General features: G+C 65.4%; 14 protein-coding genes. 10 read left to right on the plus strand and 4 right to left on the minus strand.

All coding sequences use genetic code 11. The features are described from left to right. Positions 1–58 precede the first annotated feature (58 nt). Together ACUCV3_RS10780 and ACUCV3_RS10785 are read left to right on the plus strand one after the other, a co-directional pair. Positions 59–1,948, plus strand: coding sequence for a CocE/NonD family hydrolase (locus tag ACUCV3_RS10780; RefSeq protein WP_279729849.1), 1,890 nt, complete (start codon positions 59–61; stop codon positions 1,946–1,948). A 39-nt stretch (positions 1,949–1,987) separates the two neighbouring features. Then, positions 1,988–2,383 carry an MAPEG family protein gene (locus tag ACUCV3_RS10785; protein WP_029548059.1) on the plus strand — a complete coding sequence of 132 codons (396 nt, stop codon included), beginning with the start codon at positions 1,988–1,990 and terminating at the stop codon, positions 2,381–2,383. Between the two features lie 37 nt (positions 2,384–2,420). Here ACUCV3_RS10785 and ACUCV3_RS10790 read toward each other — a convergent pair whose 3' ends face one another. Next, the gene (locus tag ACUCV3_RS10790; protein ID WP_010339984.1) at positions 2,421–3,908 is read right to left on the minus strand and encodes a replicative DNA helicase; all 1,488 of its coding nucleotides are present in this window, start codon (positions 3,906–3,908) and stop codon (positions 2,421–2,423) included. 121 nt (positions 3,909–4,029) lie between these two features. Between ACUCV3_RS10790 and ACUCV3_RS10795 the strand changes: the two genes are divergently transcribed. The 6 genes from ACUCV3_RS10795 to ACUCV3_RS10820 all read left to right on the plus strand — a co-directional run bounded on the left by ACUCV3_RS10795 (position 4,030) and on the right by ACUCV3_RS10820 (position 10,004). Beyond that, on the plus strand, positions 4,030–4,512 hold the full coding sequence (locus ACUCV3_RS10795; protein ID WP_279729851.1) for a UPF0262 family protein: 483 nt from the start codon (positions 4,030–4,032) through the stop codon (positions 4,510–4,512). Between the two features lie 64 nt (positions 4,513–4,576). Beyond that, positions 4,577–5,209 (plus strand): GH25 family lysozyme, encoded by a 633-nt coding sequence (locus ACUCV3_RS10800; protein WP_004212215.1) that lies wholly within the window; start codon positions 4,577–4,579, stop codon positions 5,207–5,209. Next, complete coding sequence (locus ACUCV3_RS10805) at positions 5,206–5,679, plus strand: cytidine deaminase (protein WP_048936936.1); 474 nt, start codon at positions 5,206–5,208, stop codon at positions 5,677–5,679. The genes ACUCV3_RS10800 and ACUCV3_RS10805 overlap by 4 nt, the downstream gene beginning before the upstream one ends. Positions 5,680–5,686: 7 nt before the next feature. Then, complete coding sequence (gene dcd, locus ACUCV3_RS10810) at positions 5,687–6,241, plus strand: dCTP deaminase (protein ID WP_004212213.1); 555 nt, start codon at positions 5,687–5,689, stop codon at positions 6,239–6,241. Positions 6,242–6,274: 33 nt separating this feature from the next. Further along, entirely contained in the window at positions 6,275–7,051 is a 777-nt protein-coding gene (locus ACUCV3_RS10815) for a metallophosphoesterase family protein (RefSeq protein ID WP_279729855.1), read from the plus strand. Positions 7,052–7,169: 118 nt separating this feature from the next. Further along, on the plus strand, positions 7,170–10,004 hold the full coding sequence (locus tag ACUCV3_RS10820; protein ID WP_279729857.1) for a TonB-dependent receptor plug domain-containing protein: 2,835 nt from the start codon (positions 7,170–7,172) through the stop codon (positions 10,002–10,004). A 167-nt stretch (positions 10,005–10,171) separates the two neighbouring features. Here the strand turns inward: ACUCV3_RS10820 and ACUCV3_RS10825 are convergent, their stop codons facing one another. Together ACUCV3_RS10825 and ACUCV3_RS10830 are read right to left on the minus strand one after the other, a co-directional pair. Then, the gene (locus ACUCV3_RS10825; RefSeq protein WP_279729858.1) at positions 10,172–10,858 is read right to left on the minus strand and encodes an anti-sigma factor family protein; all 687 of its coding nucleotides are present in this window, start codon (positions 10,856–10,858) and stop codon (positions 10,172–10,174) included. Next, positions 10,855–11,343 carry an RNA polymerase sigma factor gene (locus tag ACUCV3_RS10830; protein WP_004212209.1) on the minus strand — a complete coding sequence of 163 codons (489 nt, stop codon included), beginning with the start codon at positions 11,341–11,343 and terminating at the stop codon, positions 10,855–10,857. Before ACUCV3_RS10830 ends, ACUCV3_RS10825 begins: the two co-directional genes overlap by 4 nt. Before the next feature lie 240 nt (positions 11,344–11,583). On the opposite strand from ACUCV3_RS10830, the gene ACUCV3_RS10835 reads away from it, so the two are divergent. Continuing rightward, complete coding sequence (locus tag ACUCV3_RS10835) at positions 11,584–12,906, plus strand: S8 family serine peptidase (RefSeq protein WP_279729860.1); 1,323 nt, start codon at positions 11,584–11,586, stop codon at positions 12,904–12,906. Positions 12,907–13,005: 99 nt separating this feature from the next. Next, entirely contained in the window at positions 13,006–13,704 is a 699-nt protein-coding gene (locus tag ACUCV3_RS10840; protein ID WP_482240615.1) for a hypothetical protein, read from the plus strand. 91 nt (positions 13,705–13,795) lie between these two features. Here the strand turns inward: ACUCV3_RS10840 and ACUCV3_RS10845 are convergent, their stop codons facing one another. Then, positions 13,796–14,413: a methyl-accepting chemotaxis protein gene (locus tag ACUCV3_RS10845; protein ID WP_048936942.1), complete on the minus strand. Its 618-nt coding sequence runs from the start codon at positions 14,411–14,413 to the stop codon at positions 13,796–13,798. Positions 14,414–14,537 lie beyond the last annotated feature (124 nt).

A 14,537-nucleotide genomic window follows, 5' to 3' on the forward strand; every position in this document is an offset into this window, starting at 1 on the left:
GGCCTTCCCTCAAGGCCGGACCCGTTGCATGATTACAAAAGAACAAAGGGGTATCGCCATGCTTCGTGCCGCACAGATTTCCGCTGCCGCCCTGATGATCGCTGCGCTCGCCGCGCCGATCGCCGCCCAGACCGATCCGATGACCCCGGACAAGGTCGATGTCTATGATCCGGCCCGGCCACAGGCGGACTATGTGCGCAAGGAAGTGATGATCCCGATGCGCGACGGAGTGAAGCTGTTCACCGTCATCGTCATGCGCAAGGGCACGCGCCATGGCCCGATCCTGCTGACCCGCACCCCCTATGATGCGGGCAAGGCGACCAGCCGCAACCGCAGCCAGAAGATCGAGGAAATCCTGCCGGTCATGGACGCCGATTTCGTCAATGACGGCTATATCCGCGTCTATCAGGACGTGCGCGGCCTGCACGGGTCGGAGGGCGACTATGTCATGACCCGTCCGCTGCGTGGCCCCCTCAACAAGACCGATGTCGACAACAGCACCGACGCCTATGACACGATCGACTGGCTGGTGAAGAATGTGCCGGAAACCAATGGCAAGGTCGCGATCACCGGCTCCTCCTATCCCGGCTTCACCTCGCTGATGGCGCTGATCGATCCGCATCCGGCCCTTAAGGCCGCCGTGCCGCAGAGCCCGATGGTCGACGGCTGGATGGGCGACGACTGGTTCCACAATGGCGCCTTCCGCAATTTCGGCTTCGGTTACAGCCTGTCGCAGACCGCCAAGAAGGGCGGCGGCGCCATCCCGATGGGCAATGGCGACGAATATACGACGATGCTGAACGCCGGATCGGCCGGCGACTTCGCCCGCGCCTATGGCCTCGACGCCTTCCCTTCGGTGCGCAAGCTGCTCGAGCATCCGGCCTATGATGCCTATTGGCAGGAACAGGCAGTCGACAAGCTGCTGGCCAAGCGCACCCTGACCGTGCCGACGATGCTGGTTGTGGGCCAGTGGGATCAGGAAGACAGCTATGGCGCCCCGGCGGTCTACAAGGCGCTGGAACCACAGGACAAGAAGAATGACATGGTCAGCCTGGTGATCGGCCCCTGGCGCCATAGCGGCGTCAATTATGAGGGCCGGAGCCTCGGCGATCTGCAGTTCGAGGGCGATACCGGCCGCCAGTTCCGCGTCGGTACGATGAAACCCTTCCTCGACCATTATCTCAAGGACAATCCGCCCGCCGGCTATACCATGCCCGGATCGCTCACCTATGCGACCGGCATCGACAAATGGGAAACCCGCGCCAAATGGCCGGGCGGCACGCCGACGCCGCTCTATCTGGGTGCCAGCTACAGCCTGTCCTGGGCCAAGCCGGCAGCGGCAGGCAGCGACTCCTATGTATCCGATCCGGCCAAGCCGGTCCCCTATCTGCCCCGGCCGATCCATCAGGACCAGAATGAGGCCTGGCGCACCTGGCTGGTGAAGGACCAGCGTTTCGTCGATGGTCGGCCCGATGTGCTGACCTATGTAACGCCGGTGCTGGACAAGGAGGTCCATATCGCCGGCCAGCCGATGGTCGACCTGTTCGCCGCCACCAGTGGCACCGACAGCGACTGGGTGGTGAAGCTGATCGACGTCTATCCGGAGGAAAACACCGCCAATCCGGTCATGGCCGGATATGAACTGCCGATCGGCATCGACATTTTCCGGGGCCGCTACGCCCATGGCTTCGACAAGCCGCAAGCGCTGACGCCGGGTAAGGCGGAAAATTACAAGTTCGGCCTTCCGAACGTGAACCATGTGTTCAAGCCGGGCCACCGCATCATGGTGCAGATCCAGTCCAGCCTGTTCCCGGTCTATGACCGCAACCCGCAGACCTATGTGCCGTCGATCTTCGACGCCAAGCCGGGCGACTACAAGCCGGCGACCCAGAGCGTCCAATATGGCGCGGCGGGTGCCAGCGCGATATGGTTGCCAATCGTCAAATAAGCGGATGGCAATGCGCCGCCGCGATCAAGGGAGGGCATGATGGCGGTTGAACTGAAGATCCTGGCCTGGGCCTGCGTCCTGCTGCTGGTCCATATCTTCGCGGCGGCGCATCTCAAGACGAAGCAATATGGCCTGAAATGGAATACCGGGGCGCGGGATGAAAACCTGCCCCCGCTCGATCCCGTCGGCGGCCGGCTGGTCCGCGCCCAGGCCAATTTCCTGGAAACCTTCCCGATCGCGATCATCGTCCTGTTCGGCGTGGTGGTGGCCGGCCGCACCAGCGAATGGACGGCGATCGGTGGCTGGCTGTGGCTGGTGTCGCGCGCGCTCTACCTGCCGCTCTATGGGCTGGGCGTGCCGGTGGTCCGCTCGCTCGCCTATCTCGCCAGCATGGTCGGCCTGTGCATCGTCTTCAAGGCGTTCGTCGCCGGCTGAACCGGGTGGCGGCGGATATATCCGCCGCCATGCCTGCTTATTCGAGGTCTTCGAGGTAGGAGCTGCCCTCGGCCAGATCCGAAAAGCGGGTGATCTTGGCGTCGAACTTCATGCGGATACGGCCGGTCGAACCGTGACGCTGCTTGGCGACGATCACCTCGGCCAGGCCGTAGATGCGCTCCATCTCCTGCACCCATTCCTGATGCTCGGGGCCTTCCTTGTTGCCCGGCTCCTTGGCGGCGACATAATAATCCTCGCGAAACACGAACCAGACCATGTCCGCGTCCTGCTCGATCGAGCCCGATTCGCGAAGGTCGGACAGTTGCGGACGCTTGTCCTCGCGCTGTTCCACCGCACGACTGAGCTGCGACAGCGCCAGCACCGGCACATGAAGTTCCTTCGCCAACGTCTTCAAACCACGGGAAATTTCCGAAATTTCGTTGACGCGACTATCGCCCGCCTTGCCGCTGCCCTGCAGCAGCTGGAGATAGTCGACGACGATGAAGCCGACATCATGACGGCGCTTGAGGCGACGAGCGCGGGTCCGAAGCGCCGCGATCGTCAGGCCCGGCGTATCGTCGATGAACAGCGGCAGTTCCTGCAGGTCGCGCGCGGCGCGCGACAGGTTCTGGAAGTCCGCCCGGCTGATCTTGCCCATACGCAGCGCTTCGCCGCTGATCCCCGACTGTTCGGCCAGAACGCGGGTCGCCAGCTGGTCGGCCGACATTTCGAGGCTGAAGAAGGCGGTCTTGGCGCCCATATTCTTTTCCGGCGGAATGCCGTCATTATGGTCGCGCAGCCAGCGCGACGCCGCATTATAGGCGATATTGGTCGCCAGCGACGTCTTGCCCATGCCCGGACGGCCGGCCAGGATCATCAAGTCGGAATTGTGCAGACCACCGATCTTCTCGTTGAGGCTGTTGATTCCGGTGGTGATACCCGACACATGGCCGCCGCTGTTGAGCGCACGTTCAGCCACCTGTACCGCCATGGTGGAGGCGGAGAGGAAGCTCTTGACCGACCCGCTCTCGCCCTCGCCTTCCGACACTTTGTAAAGCGCAACTTCGGCCAGCTCGATCTGCTCGCGCGGATTGACATCCTCACTGGTATCCAAAGCATTATCAACCAGTTCTCGACCAACGTTCACAAGTTGACGAAGTAGGGCAAGGTCATAGATCTGGGTCGCGAAGTCGCGCGCACCCAGCAGCGCGGCACCGCTGCCGGTGAGCTGCGCCAGATAGGCCGCGCCGCCCAGCTCCTTGAGCGCCGGATCCTGTTCCAGCATCGGCTTGAGCGTCACCGGATTGGCGATCATGTCGCGCTCGATCAGGCGCATCACCGCCTCATAGATACGGCCATGCAGTGGCTCGAAGAAATGTTCGGGCTTGAGCTTGAGCTGCACATCCTCCGCGATGCGGTTGTCAATCATCAGCGCGCCGAGCAGCGCAGCCTCCGCTTCGACGTTGCGCGGCAGTTCCAGCCCGCCCTCTTCGGGAGCGGCATTGAGTTTCACGAGTTCGACCATGGGCCCTCATCGCGCCACGACGCGGGTCGCGCAAGGGCGAAGGTTGAAACAACCGCATCTCCCCCGCCACAAGTCCCGCTTGCTTTTCGTGGCCCGCCGCCGCACTGACAGCAGACCCGCCATGGCCGATCCGCGCATCATAGACATCAAGCTCGACGAGCGCACCATCTTGTGGCGCAACGCGGATGTCGAGCAGGAACGGCGCATCGCCATTTTCGACCTGCTGGAGGATAATCATTTCGCGCCCGAGCGCATCCATGCCGACGGCTATGCCGGTCCCTACAAGGTGGTGCTGCGGGTCGAGGAAGGGCGCCTCGTCATCGAGATCAATCGCGCGGATGACAGCCCGCTGGAGGCGATCATCCTGGGCCTGGGCCGTTTCCGCCGGCCGATCCGCGAATATTTCGCGATCTGCGACAGCTATTATCAGGCGATCAGCAATGCCTCGCCAGCGCAGATCGAAACCGTCGACATGGCCCGGCGGGGCATTCACAACGACGCAGCGGACATGCTGAAGGAGCGGCTGGAGGGGAAGATCGCGGTCGATTTCGACACCGCGCGCCGCCTGTTCACACTTATCTGCGTCCTGCACATCAAGGGGTAATATCATCGGGCGTTTGACTTTGGGGGGCTTGCTGGTCCGCTTGGGGGCGGTTCTGGCAATCATCATCGTGCTGGGTTCGGCACTGTGGATCTATGCACGCGGATGGGCTCCGAACCGTGACGAATATCCGACCCAGGGCGTATCGGTGACATCGGACACCGGCCTGGTCGAATGGGGCACGCTGGCGGCGCAGGGGGCGGACTTCGCCTATATTCGCGCGGCCAGGGGCGCCAGCCTGCGCGACCCGCTGTTCGCCGCCAACTGGCGCGGCGCACGCGGCGCGGGCATGCGCTATGGCGCGGCGCTGGACTATAGCCTGTGTGCCAAGGCCGTCGATCAGGCGACCCAGTTCATGACCACCGTGCCGCGCGACAATGCCGCCCTGCCCCCGGTCATCCGGCTGGGGTTCGATCCGTCCTGCGCCACGCGGCCGGGCCGCGACCAGGTGCTGTCGGAACTCAACACGCTGGTCAACCTGGTCGAAAGCCATGCCGGCAAGCCTGCCCTGCTCAACATCAGCGCCGATTTCGACGCCCAATATGACATTGCCAGCGGCATCAACCGGACCTTGTGGGTCGACGGCAATTTCTTCGCGCCCGATTATGCCAAACGGCCCTGGGTGATGTGGACAGCCAGCGACATGCGGCATATCGACGGCGTCGACGGACCGATCAGATGGGATGTGGTGGCACCATGAGTGCAGAAGACAAGAATATCGCCGCGCTGGTCGCGGCAGCACGCGGCGCGCTGGCCCATGCCCATGCGCCCTACAGCCGCTTTGCCGTGGGCGCCGCCGTGCGCCTGACCGATGGTAGCATCGTCACCGGCAGCAATTTCGAAAATGCGAGCTATGGCCTGTCGCTCTGCGCCGAAACCGTCGCGCTGGCGACCGTCAACGCGCAGGGCCGTCTGGCCGATGTCACCGAGATCGCGGTCGTCGGCGGCGGCATGGCGGCGGACGGCAGCGTCGGCGGCGAGGCGATCGTCAGCCCCTGTGGCCGATGCCGCCAGGTCATCAACGAGGCCGAACAGATGGCCGGCCGCACCCTGGCCATCTATTGCGTCGCGCCCGAAGGTGACGGCCTGGTCGAACATCGCGTTGCCGACCTGTTGCCCCACGCCTTCGGCCCGGCCGACCTTGGCATCACCCCTGCACAGAAGAGCTGACAGACCCATGTCCATCCTTTCCGACCGCTGGATCCGCAAGCAGGCCCAGTCGAACCGCATGATCGAGCCGTTCGTCGAGAATCAGCGCCGCGACGGCTGCATCAGCTATGGCCTGTCCTCCTATGGCTATGACGCGCGCGTCGCCGACGAGTTCAAGATCTTTACCAATGTCGACAGCGCCGTGGTCGATCCCAAGGATTTCGCCGCCAACAGCTTCGTCGACCGCAAGACCGACGTCTGCATCATCCCGCCCAACAGCTTCGCGCTTGCCCGCACGGTCGAATATTTTCGCGTCCCGCGCGACGTGCTGGTGATCTGCCTTGGCAAATCCACCTATGCCCGTTGCGGCATCATCGTGAACGTCACGCCGCTGGAACCGGGCTGGGAAGGCCATGTGACGCTGGAATTTTCCAATACCACGCCGCTGCCCGCCAAGATCTACGCCAATGAAGGCGCCTGCCAGTTCCTGTTCCTGCAGGGCAACGAGCCTTGCGAGGTCAGCTATGCCGACCGGGCCGGAAAATATATGGGACAGCAGGGCGTGACATTGCCGCGCCTGTGACGCTGTGGCAGCATCGCGGGCCATGAAGCGCAAATGGCCCTCCCGATGCTGAAATTCCTGCGCCGATCCAATGACGAGGACGCGATGCCCCCCAGCGTTGGGGATGACTGGCGCGTCTATGCGATCGGCGACATTCATGGTCGGCTCGACCTGCTCGACCAGTTGCTCGGCATGCTGGTCGCCGACGATGCGCTGCGGCCTGGAAAGCGCCGGTGCCTCATCCTGCTCGGTGACCTGATCGATCGCGGGCCGCATTCGGCGCAGGTGGTCGAGCGGGTCCGGGCACTGCATGGATCGGGCAGCGATATCCGGCTGCTCAAGGGCAATCATGAAGAGATTTTCGTCATGGCCGCGCGCGGCGACCAAGGCGCGGTCAGCTTCTTCCGGCGGGTCGGCGGCATGGAAACGCTCGCCAGCTACGGCCTGCCGCTTTCGCTGAGCGCCGACATGGATGATGGGGCGATCGCCCACTGGATGCTGAACCATATTCCCCGCGCGGATGTCGATTTCCTCGACAGCTTCGTCGATCATCTGACGGTCGGCGACTATCTGTTCGTCCACGCCGGCATCCGCCCCAGGGTGCCGATCGCCGAGCAGCGACCATCGGACCTGCGCTGGATACGCGGCGATTTCCTCAACCATGGCGGACGGCATGACAAGATGGTGGTCCATGGCCATAGCATCACGCTGGAGGTCGAAAATCTGGCCAATCGCATCGGCATCGATACCGGCGCCTATTATTCCGGCCGGCTGACTGCCATCGGCCTGGAGGGCGCGGACCGATGGTTCCTTCAGACCGGCGAAACCTGAGCCCTTCCAGAGCGAGAGCCATGGCCTGGCGCTTTTGTTGCCGGCCCATGGCGGATCGCCCGCCATATTTCGTTCCCATGACCAACGGCAAAAAATGCCGAACAGCAGGGGACATATCATGCAGAAACGCCATGTTCTGGCGGGGCTTTCGCTCGCCACATGCCTTGTTGCGCCGACCCAACTGCTTGCCGCCCCTGCGCCGGACACCAGCCTGTCGCAGCGACACAAATTCTCCATTCCGTCGCAGCCCCTGAGCGGCGCGCTGCGGGCGCTGTCGGCGCAGGCCGGCATTCGCATCCTGTTCCCCTATGATGAAGTCGCCAATATCCGCAGCCGCCGGGTCGAAGGATGGCTGAGTACCGACGATGCGCTCAGCCAGTTGCTGGCCGGCACCGAATTGCGCCGATCCCCGGCCGGCGCCGGCGTCATCGCCCTCGTCACCCCGCCCAACCGCAGCGCGGTGCGTCGCCGACCGCTGGCGATCCAGTTCGCGCAGGCGAGCGGCACGGCTACGCTTGATGGCCTCGCCATGGCGCCTGCGCCGGAGCCGGCAGCGGAATCCGCGCCCATCATCGTCACCGGCACCCGCCAGACGACCCGCACCGTCGCCGAAAGCCTGGCGCCGATCGACGTGCTGGGTGAAAAGGATCTGGAAGCGAGCGGCAAGCAGTCCGTGCGCGACCTGCTCGGCACGCTGGTGCCTTCGATCAATGTGTCGAACAACGGCGCCGGCGCCAGCTGGGCGGTACGCACTTTGTCGCTGCGCGGCCTGGGCGGGGACCAGTTGCTGGTGCTGGTCAACGGCAAGCGGCGGCACAACACCGCCACCCTGTTCATCAACGGGTCGGTCCAGAATGGCCAGTCGCCGCCGGATCTGGATCTGATCCCCGGCAATGCGATCCAGCGGATCGAGGTGCTGCGCGACGGCGCGTCGGCCCAATATGGGTCGGACGCGATCGCCGGCGTCGTCAACATCATCCTGAAGAACGACACGCAGGGCGGCGCGGCGCTGACCATGGGCAGCACCGCCGACAATGGCGGCTGGCAGGGCCGCTGGCAGATCGACAAGGGCTTCGCCATCGGGCCGGACGGCGGCTATATCCACCTGTCCGGCGAAGGCGTGCTGCAGGACAATACGGTGGTGAACAGCAGCCCGATCACCAGCAATCCCTTCTACCCCACCGGCGACGCCCGCAATGCCGATCCGGACCGCATTCGCGCCAGATATGGCCAGCCGCAGGTGATCGGCGGCAATGCCAGCTATGACGCGATGATGCCGGTCGGCGGCGACATGGAAGTCTACAGCTTCGGCACCTACTCCAAGCGCCATGCGGCCGGCTGGCTGACCTATCGCAACCCGGCGGCGCTCAACAATATCCTGGAGATCTATCCCGAGGGCTATATCCCCCGCATCCATGTCTATGACGAAGATTTTCAGGTGGCCGGCGGCCTGCGCGGCGAGATTGGCGGCGGCATCCATGTCGACCTGTCGACCAGCTATGCGCAGGACGAGGTCAAATATGCGCAGACCACCTCGCTCAACCCCTCCATGGGGCCGGCCAGCCCGACCCATTTCTATCTGGGCAAGATCCGCTTCGACGAATGGACCAGCAATCTCGACTTCAGCAAGGAGCTCGACATCGGCCTCGCCGGGCCGCTGTCGGTCGCGGTTGGCGCCGAATATAAGAAGAACAAGTTCCTGATCGGTCCGGGCGACCCGGAATCCTATATCGATGGCGGCTATGTTTCGCCGGCCGGCAGCTGGCTCGCGGGGGCGACGCGGACCGGGGTCGGGTCGCAGGGCGTCACCGGCTTCCTGCCGGAAGGATCGGGTAGCTGGAGCCGCGACAACTGGAGCGCCTATATCAATCTGGAAGGCCAGATCGTCGAGGGGCTGGAGTTCGGCCTTGCCGGACGGCACGAGGATTATTCCGACTTCGGTACCACCGATACCGGCAAGGCGTCGCTGCGCATCGAGCCGTTTCGCGGCTTTGCCATTCGCGGCACCGCCAGCACCGGCTTTCGCGCGCCGACGCTGCAGCAACAACATTATGCCTCCTCCTCCACGATCAACGTCACCGTCAACGGCGTGAACCAGCTGCTCCCAGTGCAGGCGCTGCCGGTCGACGGGGTTGCCGCGCGGGCGCTGGGGGCGCAGCCGCTGAAGCCGGAAAAGTCGACCAACTTTTCCGCCGGTATCGTCCTGACCCCGGCCCCCAATTTCAACGTCACGGTCGATGCCTATCAGATCAAGGTCAGGGACCGTATCCTGCTGTCCGAAACGCTGAGCGGCACGGTGGTCATGAACGCGCTGGCGGCAGCGGGCATCCAGGGCATTGCCGGCGGCCTCATCTTCTCCAACGCGGCCGACACCCGCACCCGCGGCCTCGACATCGTCAGCACCTATCGAGCGGGGCTGGGCGACCTTGGCACCGCGACGATCAGCCTGTCGGCCAATTTCAACAAGACCATCTTCACCCATATCGACCCGGTCCCCGACGAGATCGCCGCATCCGGGCTGGTGCTGATCGGCCGGGCCAAGCAGGGCGACCTTTCCGAAGGCACGCCGCGCGACAAGCTGATCGGCAACATCCTGTGGGAAAAGGGCGATTTCAACCTGAACCTGCGCGCCACCCGCTATGGCAAAATCTATCAGCGGGCGAGCGCCGCCGTCTATCATACCGAGGATTTTGCCGCCTGCACCGCCGGCAGTGCCGGTTGCACCCTGGGCTATGTCGATGAGAAGCTGAGCCCCAAGACGATCCTCGACCTCGAACTGGGCTACCGGCTGGCGAAGGGCGTCAAGCTGTCGGTCGGCGCCAATAATCTGCTCAACACCTATCCCAACAAATTGAAGCCCGTGAACCGGACGGCCGGCAGCCTTTACAATGCCTATGCCCCCTATGGGATCAGCGGCGGTTTCTATTATGGCCGGCTGAACCTGGAATTCTGACGCGACAGTTGAAAGTTCACAGTGTCGTGCGACGTGAAATCCGCCGTTTTTGCGGTCTGGCGCGCCTGCCACGCATCCCTGACGCGCCACCGACGCGACAGTGACGCGACGGTGAAGCGACACGGAAGCGACATCGAAGCGACAGTCAGGCGACAGCGAAGCGACGATTAACGCCAGCCGGCCGCCTGCGCTGCCCGCTCGCCCTGCGCATCGGCAGGAGCGCCGTCGATCAGGCCGTCTATGGTGGCGAGAAGGCGCGGATCGGCCGAGGCGGCCTGGCGATATTCGCTCGTCTGGCCCTTGCCGGGCACCGCCTGCAGCAATTGCCAGCCGGCATCGGTGCGGCAGGCAACACCGGCCATGGCCGCGCCGTCGAAGCTGCGGCACCAGCCGCCGCCCTTGCGCCGGAAACTAAGGCCGATACGGACCGGGCCATCCTCCCCGGCCGAGGCCAGTTGGCTGTCGAGCGCGGTCGCGAGTGATCCCTGTGCCAGCATCGCACCGTCCTTTACCGCAATCGGCCCATCCGGCCCGCCCGACATATGGCCGATGCCAAGGCCCAGCAGCAGGCTGGCGGCGATCGCGCCGCCCGTAACCCAGCTCCAGCGCCGCGAAGGTCGCGCGATCGGCACCACCGTCGGCGGCGCCAGCATGGCCTGCATCGACGCAGGCACATCCTCCTGCGCGATCGGCGCGAAATGGCCGGCCAGCCGTGCGGGCAGCCGCCGATGCTGCTCCAGCCGGGCGGCCAGCGCGGGATCGTCCGCCACGGCGCGGTCGACGCGCCGCCGCGTCACCTCGTCCAGTTCACCATCCACCCAGGCGATCAGCATGGCTTCGTCAATGTCGGTCATGCCGCTTCCCCCAAGAGTTCGATGAGCGCGCCGCGACCGCGCACCAGTCGCGAGGTCAGCGTGCCCATCGGTATGTTCAATATCGCAGCCGCCTCCTTGTAGGACAGCCCCTCCACCAGCACGAGCGCGATCGCCTCGCGCTGTTCGGGCGGCAATGCCTGCATCGCCCGATCGACGTCGGACAGGGTCATGGCCTGTTCCACCGCCTTGTCGCCGGCATAGCCGACATCGGCCCCCGCCTCTTCCGGGGCGAAGGTTCTGGCGGCGCGCTGCCGCGCGCGGCCCTCATCGATCCAAAGATTGCGCATGATCCGATACATCCAGCTGTCGAGCCGCGTGCCCGGTTGCCACTGGTCGCGGGCGCGCAGCCCCTTTTCCAGTGCCGCCTGGCACAGATCGTCGCCATCGGCGCGATCATGCGACAGGCTGGCGGCAAAACGCCGCAGCCGGGGCAGGATCGCCAGCAGGTCGCGCTCGAACGACATTATGTCTCCAACATATTCTTCGTTTGGAAAATGCGCAGAAGCGCATTTTCGGTACCGCACCAGCCCACTCCCCCACCCGGCCACCCATAGAATATAGCCGTTGGGTGGCCGGGTGGGGGAGAGGGCCGGAGCGGCAAATCCGGTTTCAATCGGATTTACAAACGAACTCTTCAGGGATGAAACGTCCCTGCCCGGCCGTTTCATCCTTCAGAAAGTCCAGCAACCGGAATTTTTTTGACGATGGACGATTTTGACGCTGAAAAGGCCGGCGATGACCGGCGGGAAGAGACAGAGATGAGATGGACGCGCCCGTTGCTGATCACGGGGCTGTGGCTCGCAGCGCCGGGTGCGCAGGCGCAATTGCTGCCCGCCCCGGCCGCGGGGACGTTGGGGGGCGGCGCGCTGGGCGGGGTCGGCCAGATAGTGCCCGACACGCTCAACCGGCTGGGCAGTATCGTCGACCAGAGTGGACTGGATCGGCTGTCACCGGCACGTCTGGCCGATCGGCTGGCAGCGGCGCGCACGGCGCGGATCGACGCGCTGCTGCGCCAGCATGGCGACGCGGTCGAACTGGACGACCGGCGAGAGCCGGCGCGGCGGGGCATCATCCTGCTGACCGCGGCGGACGCGGCCGCGATCGATAAGCTGCGGGCGGCCGGCTATGGCGTGGAACGGATCGAGGCGGAGGAGATCGACATGGCGATCACCCGCCTGACCGTGCCGGATGGCCAGAGCCTGGCGCGCGCGCTGCGCAATGTGCGCAAGATCGCCCCGCAGGCGCAGGCGAGCGCCGACAATCTCTATTTCCCGAGCGGCGCGGCTGCGGCAGAGCGATCGGCTGCACTGGCAAGCCATGGGTCGGTCGGGCGCGGCGCGGCGGGCCTGATCGACGGCGGCGTGGCCGCGCATCCGGCGCTGGCCGGCCCGATCGAGCAGCGCGGCTTCGTCGCCGGCGCGCCAAGGGCCAGCGCCCATGGCACGGCGGTCGCATCCTTGATCGGCGGATATGGCAGCGTGAAGGGCGCCGCGCCGGGCACGCCGCTGCTGGTCGCCGACGTCTATGGCGACGATCCGGCCGGCGGCAGCAGCTTTGCCATCGTCCGTGCTCTGGGCTGGATGGCGGCGCGCGGCGCGAGGGTGGTGACGATCAGCCTGGTCGGGCCGGACAATCCCTTGCTGGCCGGGGCGATCCGGCTGGTGCGCGACAAGGGGGTGATGCTGATCGCGGCAGTCGGCAATGACGGTCCGGCCGCCCCACCCGCCTTCCCCGCCTCCTACCCGCAGGTGATCGCGGTCACCGGCGTGGACGGGCGTGGACGGCTGCTGCCCGAGGCCGGGCGTGCGGCCCATGTCGATTTCGCCGCGCCCGGTGCGGACATGATGGCCGCCGACATGGCGGGCGGCCGGGACAAGGTGCGCGGCACATCCTTTGCGGCGCCGCTCGTGGCCGGGCGGCTGATGGCGGGTGGATCGGTCGAGGCGCTGCGGCGGGAGGCAAAACCCGGTCGCGGCAAGGGCTATGGCGCCGGCATATTGTGCGAGACTTGCAGAAATATGGATTGAATTTCCGTACCTTGCGAGAAAAATTCAGACGTCCGGGATTAAAGCGAAACGCCCCGCCGTTGTCCTGTCATCGGATCAAGATGACCAAGGAGACGGTCCATGAAGACGCAGATTATCATCGCAACCGCCTGCCTCGCGGCGCTCACCACGGCCCCCGCATCGGCCCAGTTGCTGGGCGGTGGCGGCCTGGGGGGTGGGCTTGGCGGTGGCGGGCTGGGCGGCATGACCGGCGGCCTGGGTGGCACGCTGGGTGGTTCGTTCGGCGGATCGGGCAGCCTGGATCGCAGCATCGACCTCGACAATGGCCGGGTCGGCGCCAGCGGCAACGGCAATGGCCGCGCCGAAGGATCGGCAAGCCGTCGTGGCAAGAGCCGCTCGGCCAGCGGATCGGGATCGGCCAGCGGCAATCTGGCGGTAGATACGCTGGGCACCAGCGATGTGACCGGCGCGGCCGATACGGCGCGCAGCCGGGCCAGCGACACGGTCGGCACCGCACGGGACCGGGCGCAAAGCGGCGTCGCGACGGCGCGCGATCGGGCGAGCAGCACCGTGGCATCGGCGCGTGACCGGGCAGGCAGCACGGTTGCCACCGCACGGGATCGGGCGGGCTCGACGGCCAGCGGCGCACGATCGGCGGCGGGCAATGTCGCGGGCAGCGCGACCAATGCCGTCGGCAGCGCCGCCTCGATCGACGCCAGCGGGCAGGTTTCGGGCAGCGGCGCGACCCATGGCAGCACCAGCCAGCCGCAGAGCGATGCCGCAGCGCCTTCCTCCTCTTCCGATCAGGCCACGGATTGACCCCATAACCCCGTAGCCGTCGCCTGACGGAAGCGGCCGGCGATCCCCATCGGATCGCCGGCCGCATCATGTCCGCAATCGGGCGGCGGGATCAGCTGGACGCGACCACCATGGCACGGGCGCGATCGGTGGCGGCGCGTGTGTCCCCCGCCAGTTTCTTGACCTCTGCCGCGACCACCGCGAAGCCACGCCCGGCCTCGCCCGCCCGTGCCGCCTCGATCGTGGCGTTGAGGGCGAGCAGGTTGGTCTGGTTGGCGATGCCGCTGATCGTCTCGACAATGTCGACCAGCCCGTCGACCGTGCTCTTGAGTTCAGCGCGCAATATCTTGGACGGGGTGGTGTCGGTCGCGATCTTGAGGATGCGCTCGACCCGGCCTTCGGCATTGAAGACCGGATTATAGGTGGCCTGCAGCCAGATGTCGCGGCCATGCTTGTCGAGGCGCCGATATTCGCCGGCATCGAAATCGCCCTGCGCCAGCTTGTCCCACAGGGCGGCATAGGCGGCCGAGCGCGCCTGGCCTTCGTCGCAGAAGATGCGGTGATGGCGGCCGACAATCTCCCCCAGCGCATAGCCCATGGTCGCCAGGAACAGGTCATTGGCCCAGAGGATCGTGCCGTCCGGCGCAAATTCGATCACCGCCTGCGAACGGCAGATGGCGTCCCAGACGGCATCGCGGCTGTGGGGGTGAATGGCCTGGCCCATGAACATAAAACTCCTTCACCCCCGGCCTAGGCATCGATGGTAAATGGCAGCTTAATTCTATGGAAATTACATAATTTGTAACAATATGGCGGATACGGAAAAGGCCGGCGATCCCATCGGACCGCCGGCC

It is taken from the genome of Sphingobium sp. VMM, from assembly GCF_056790315.1.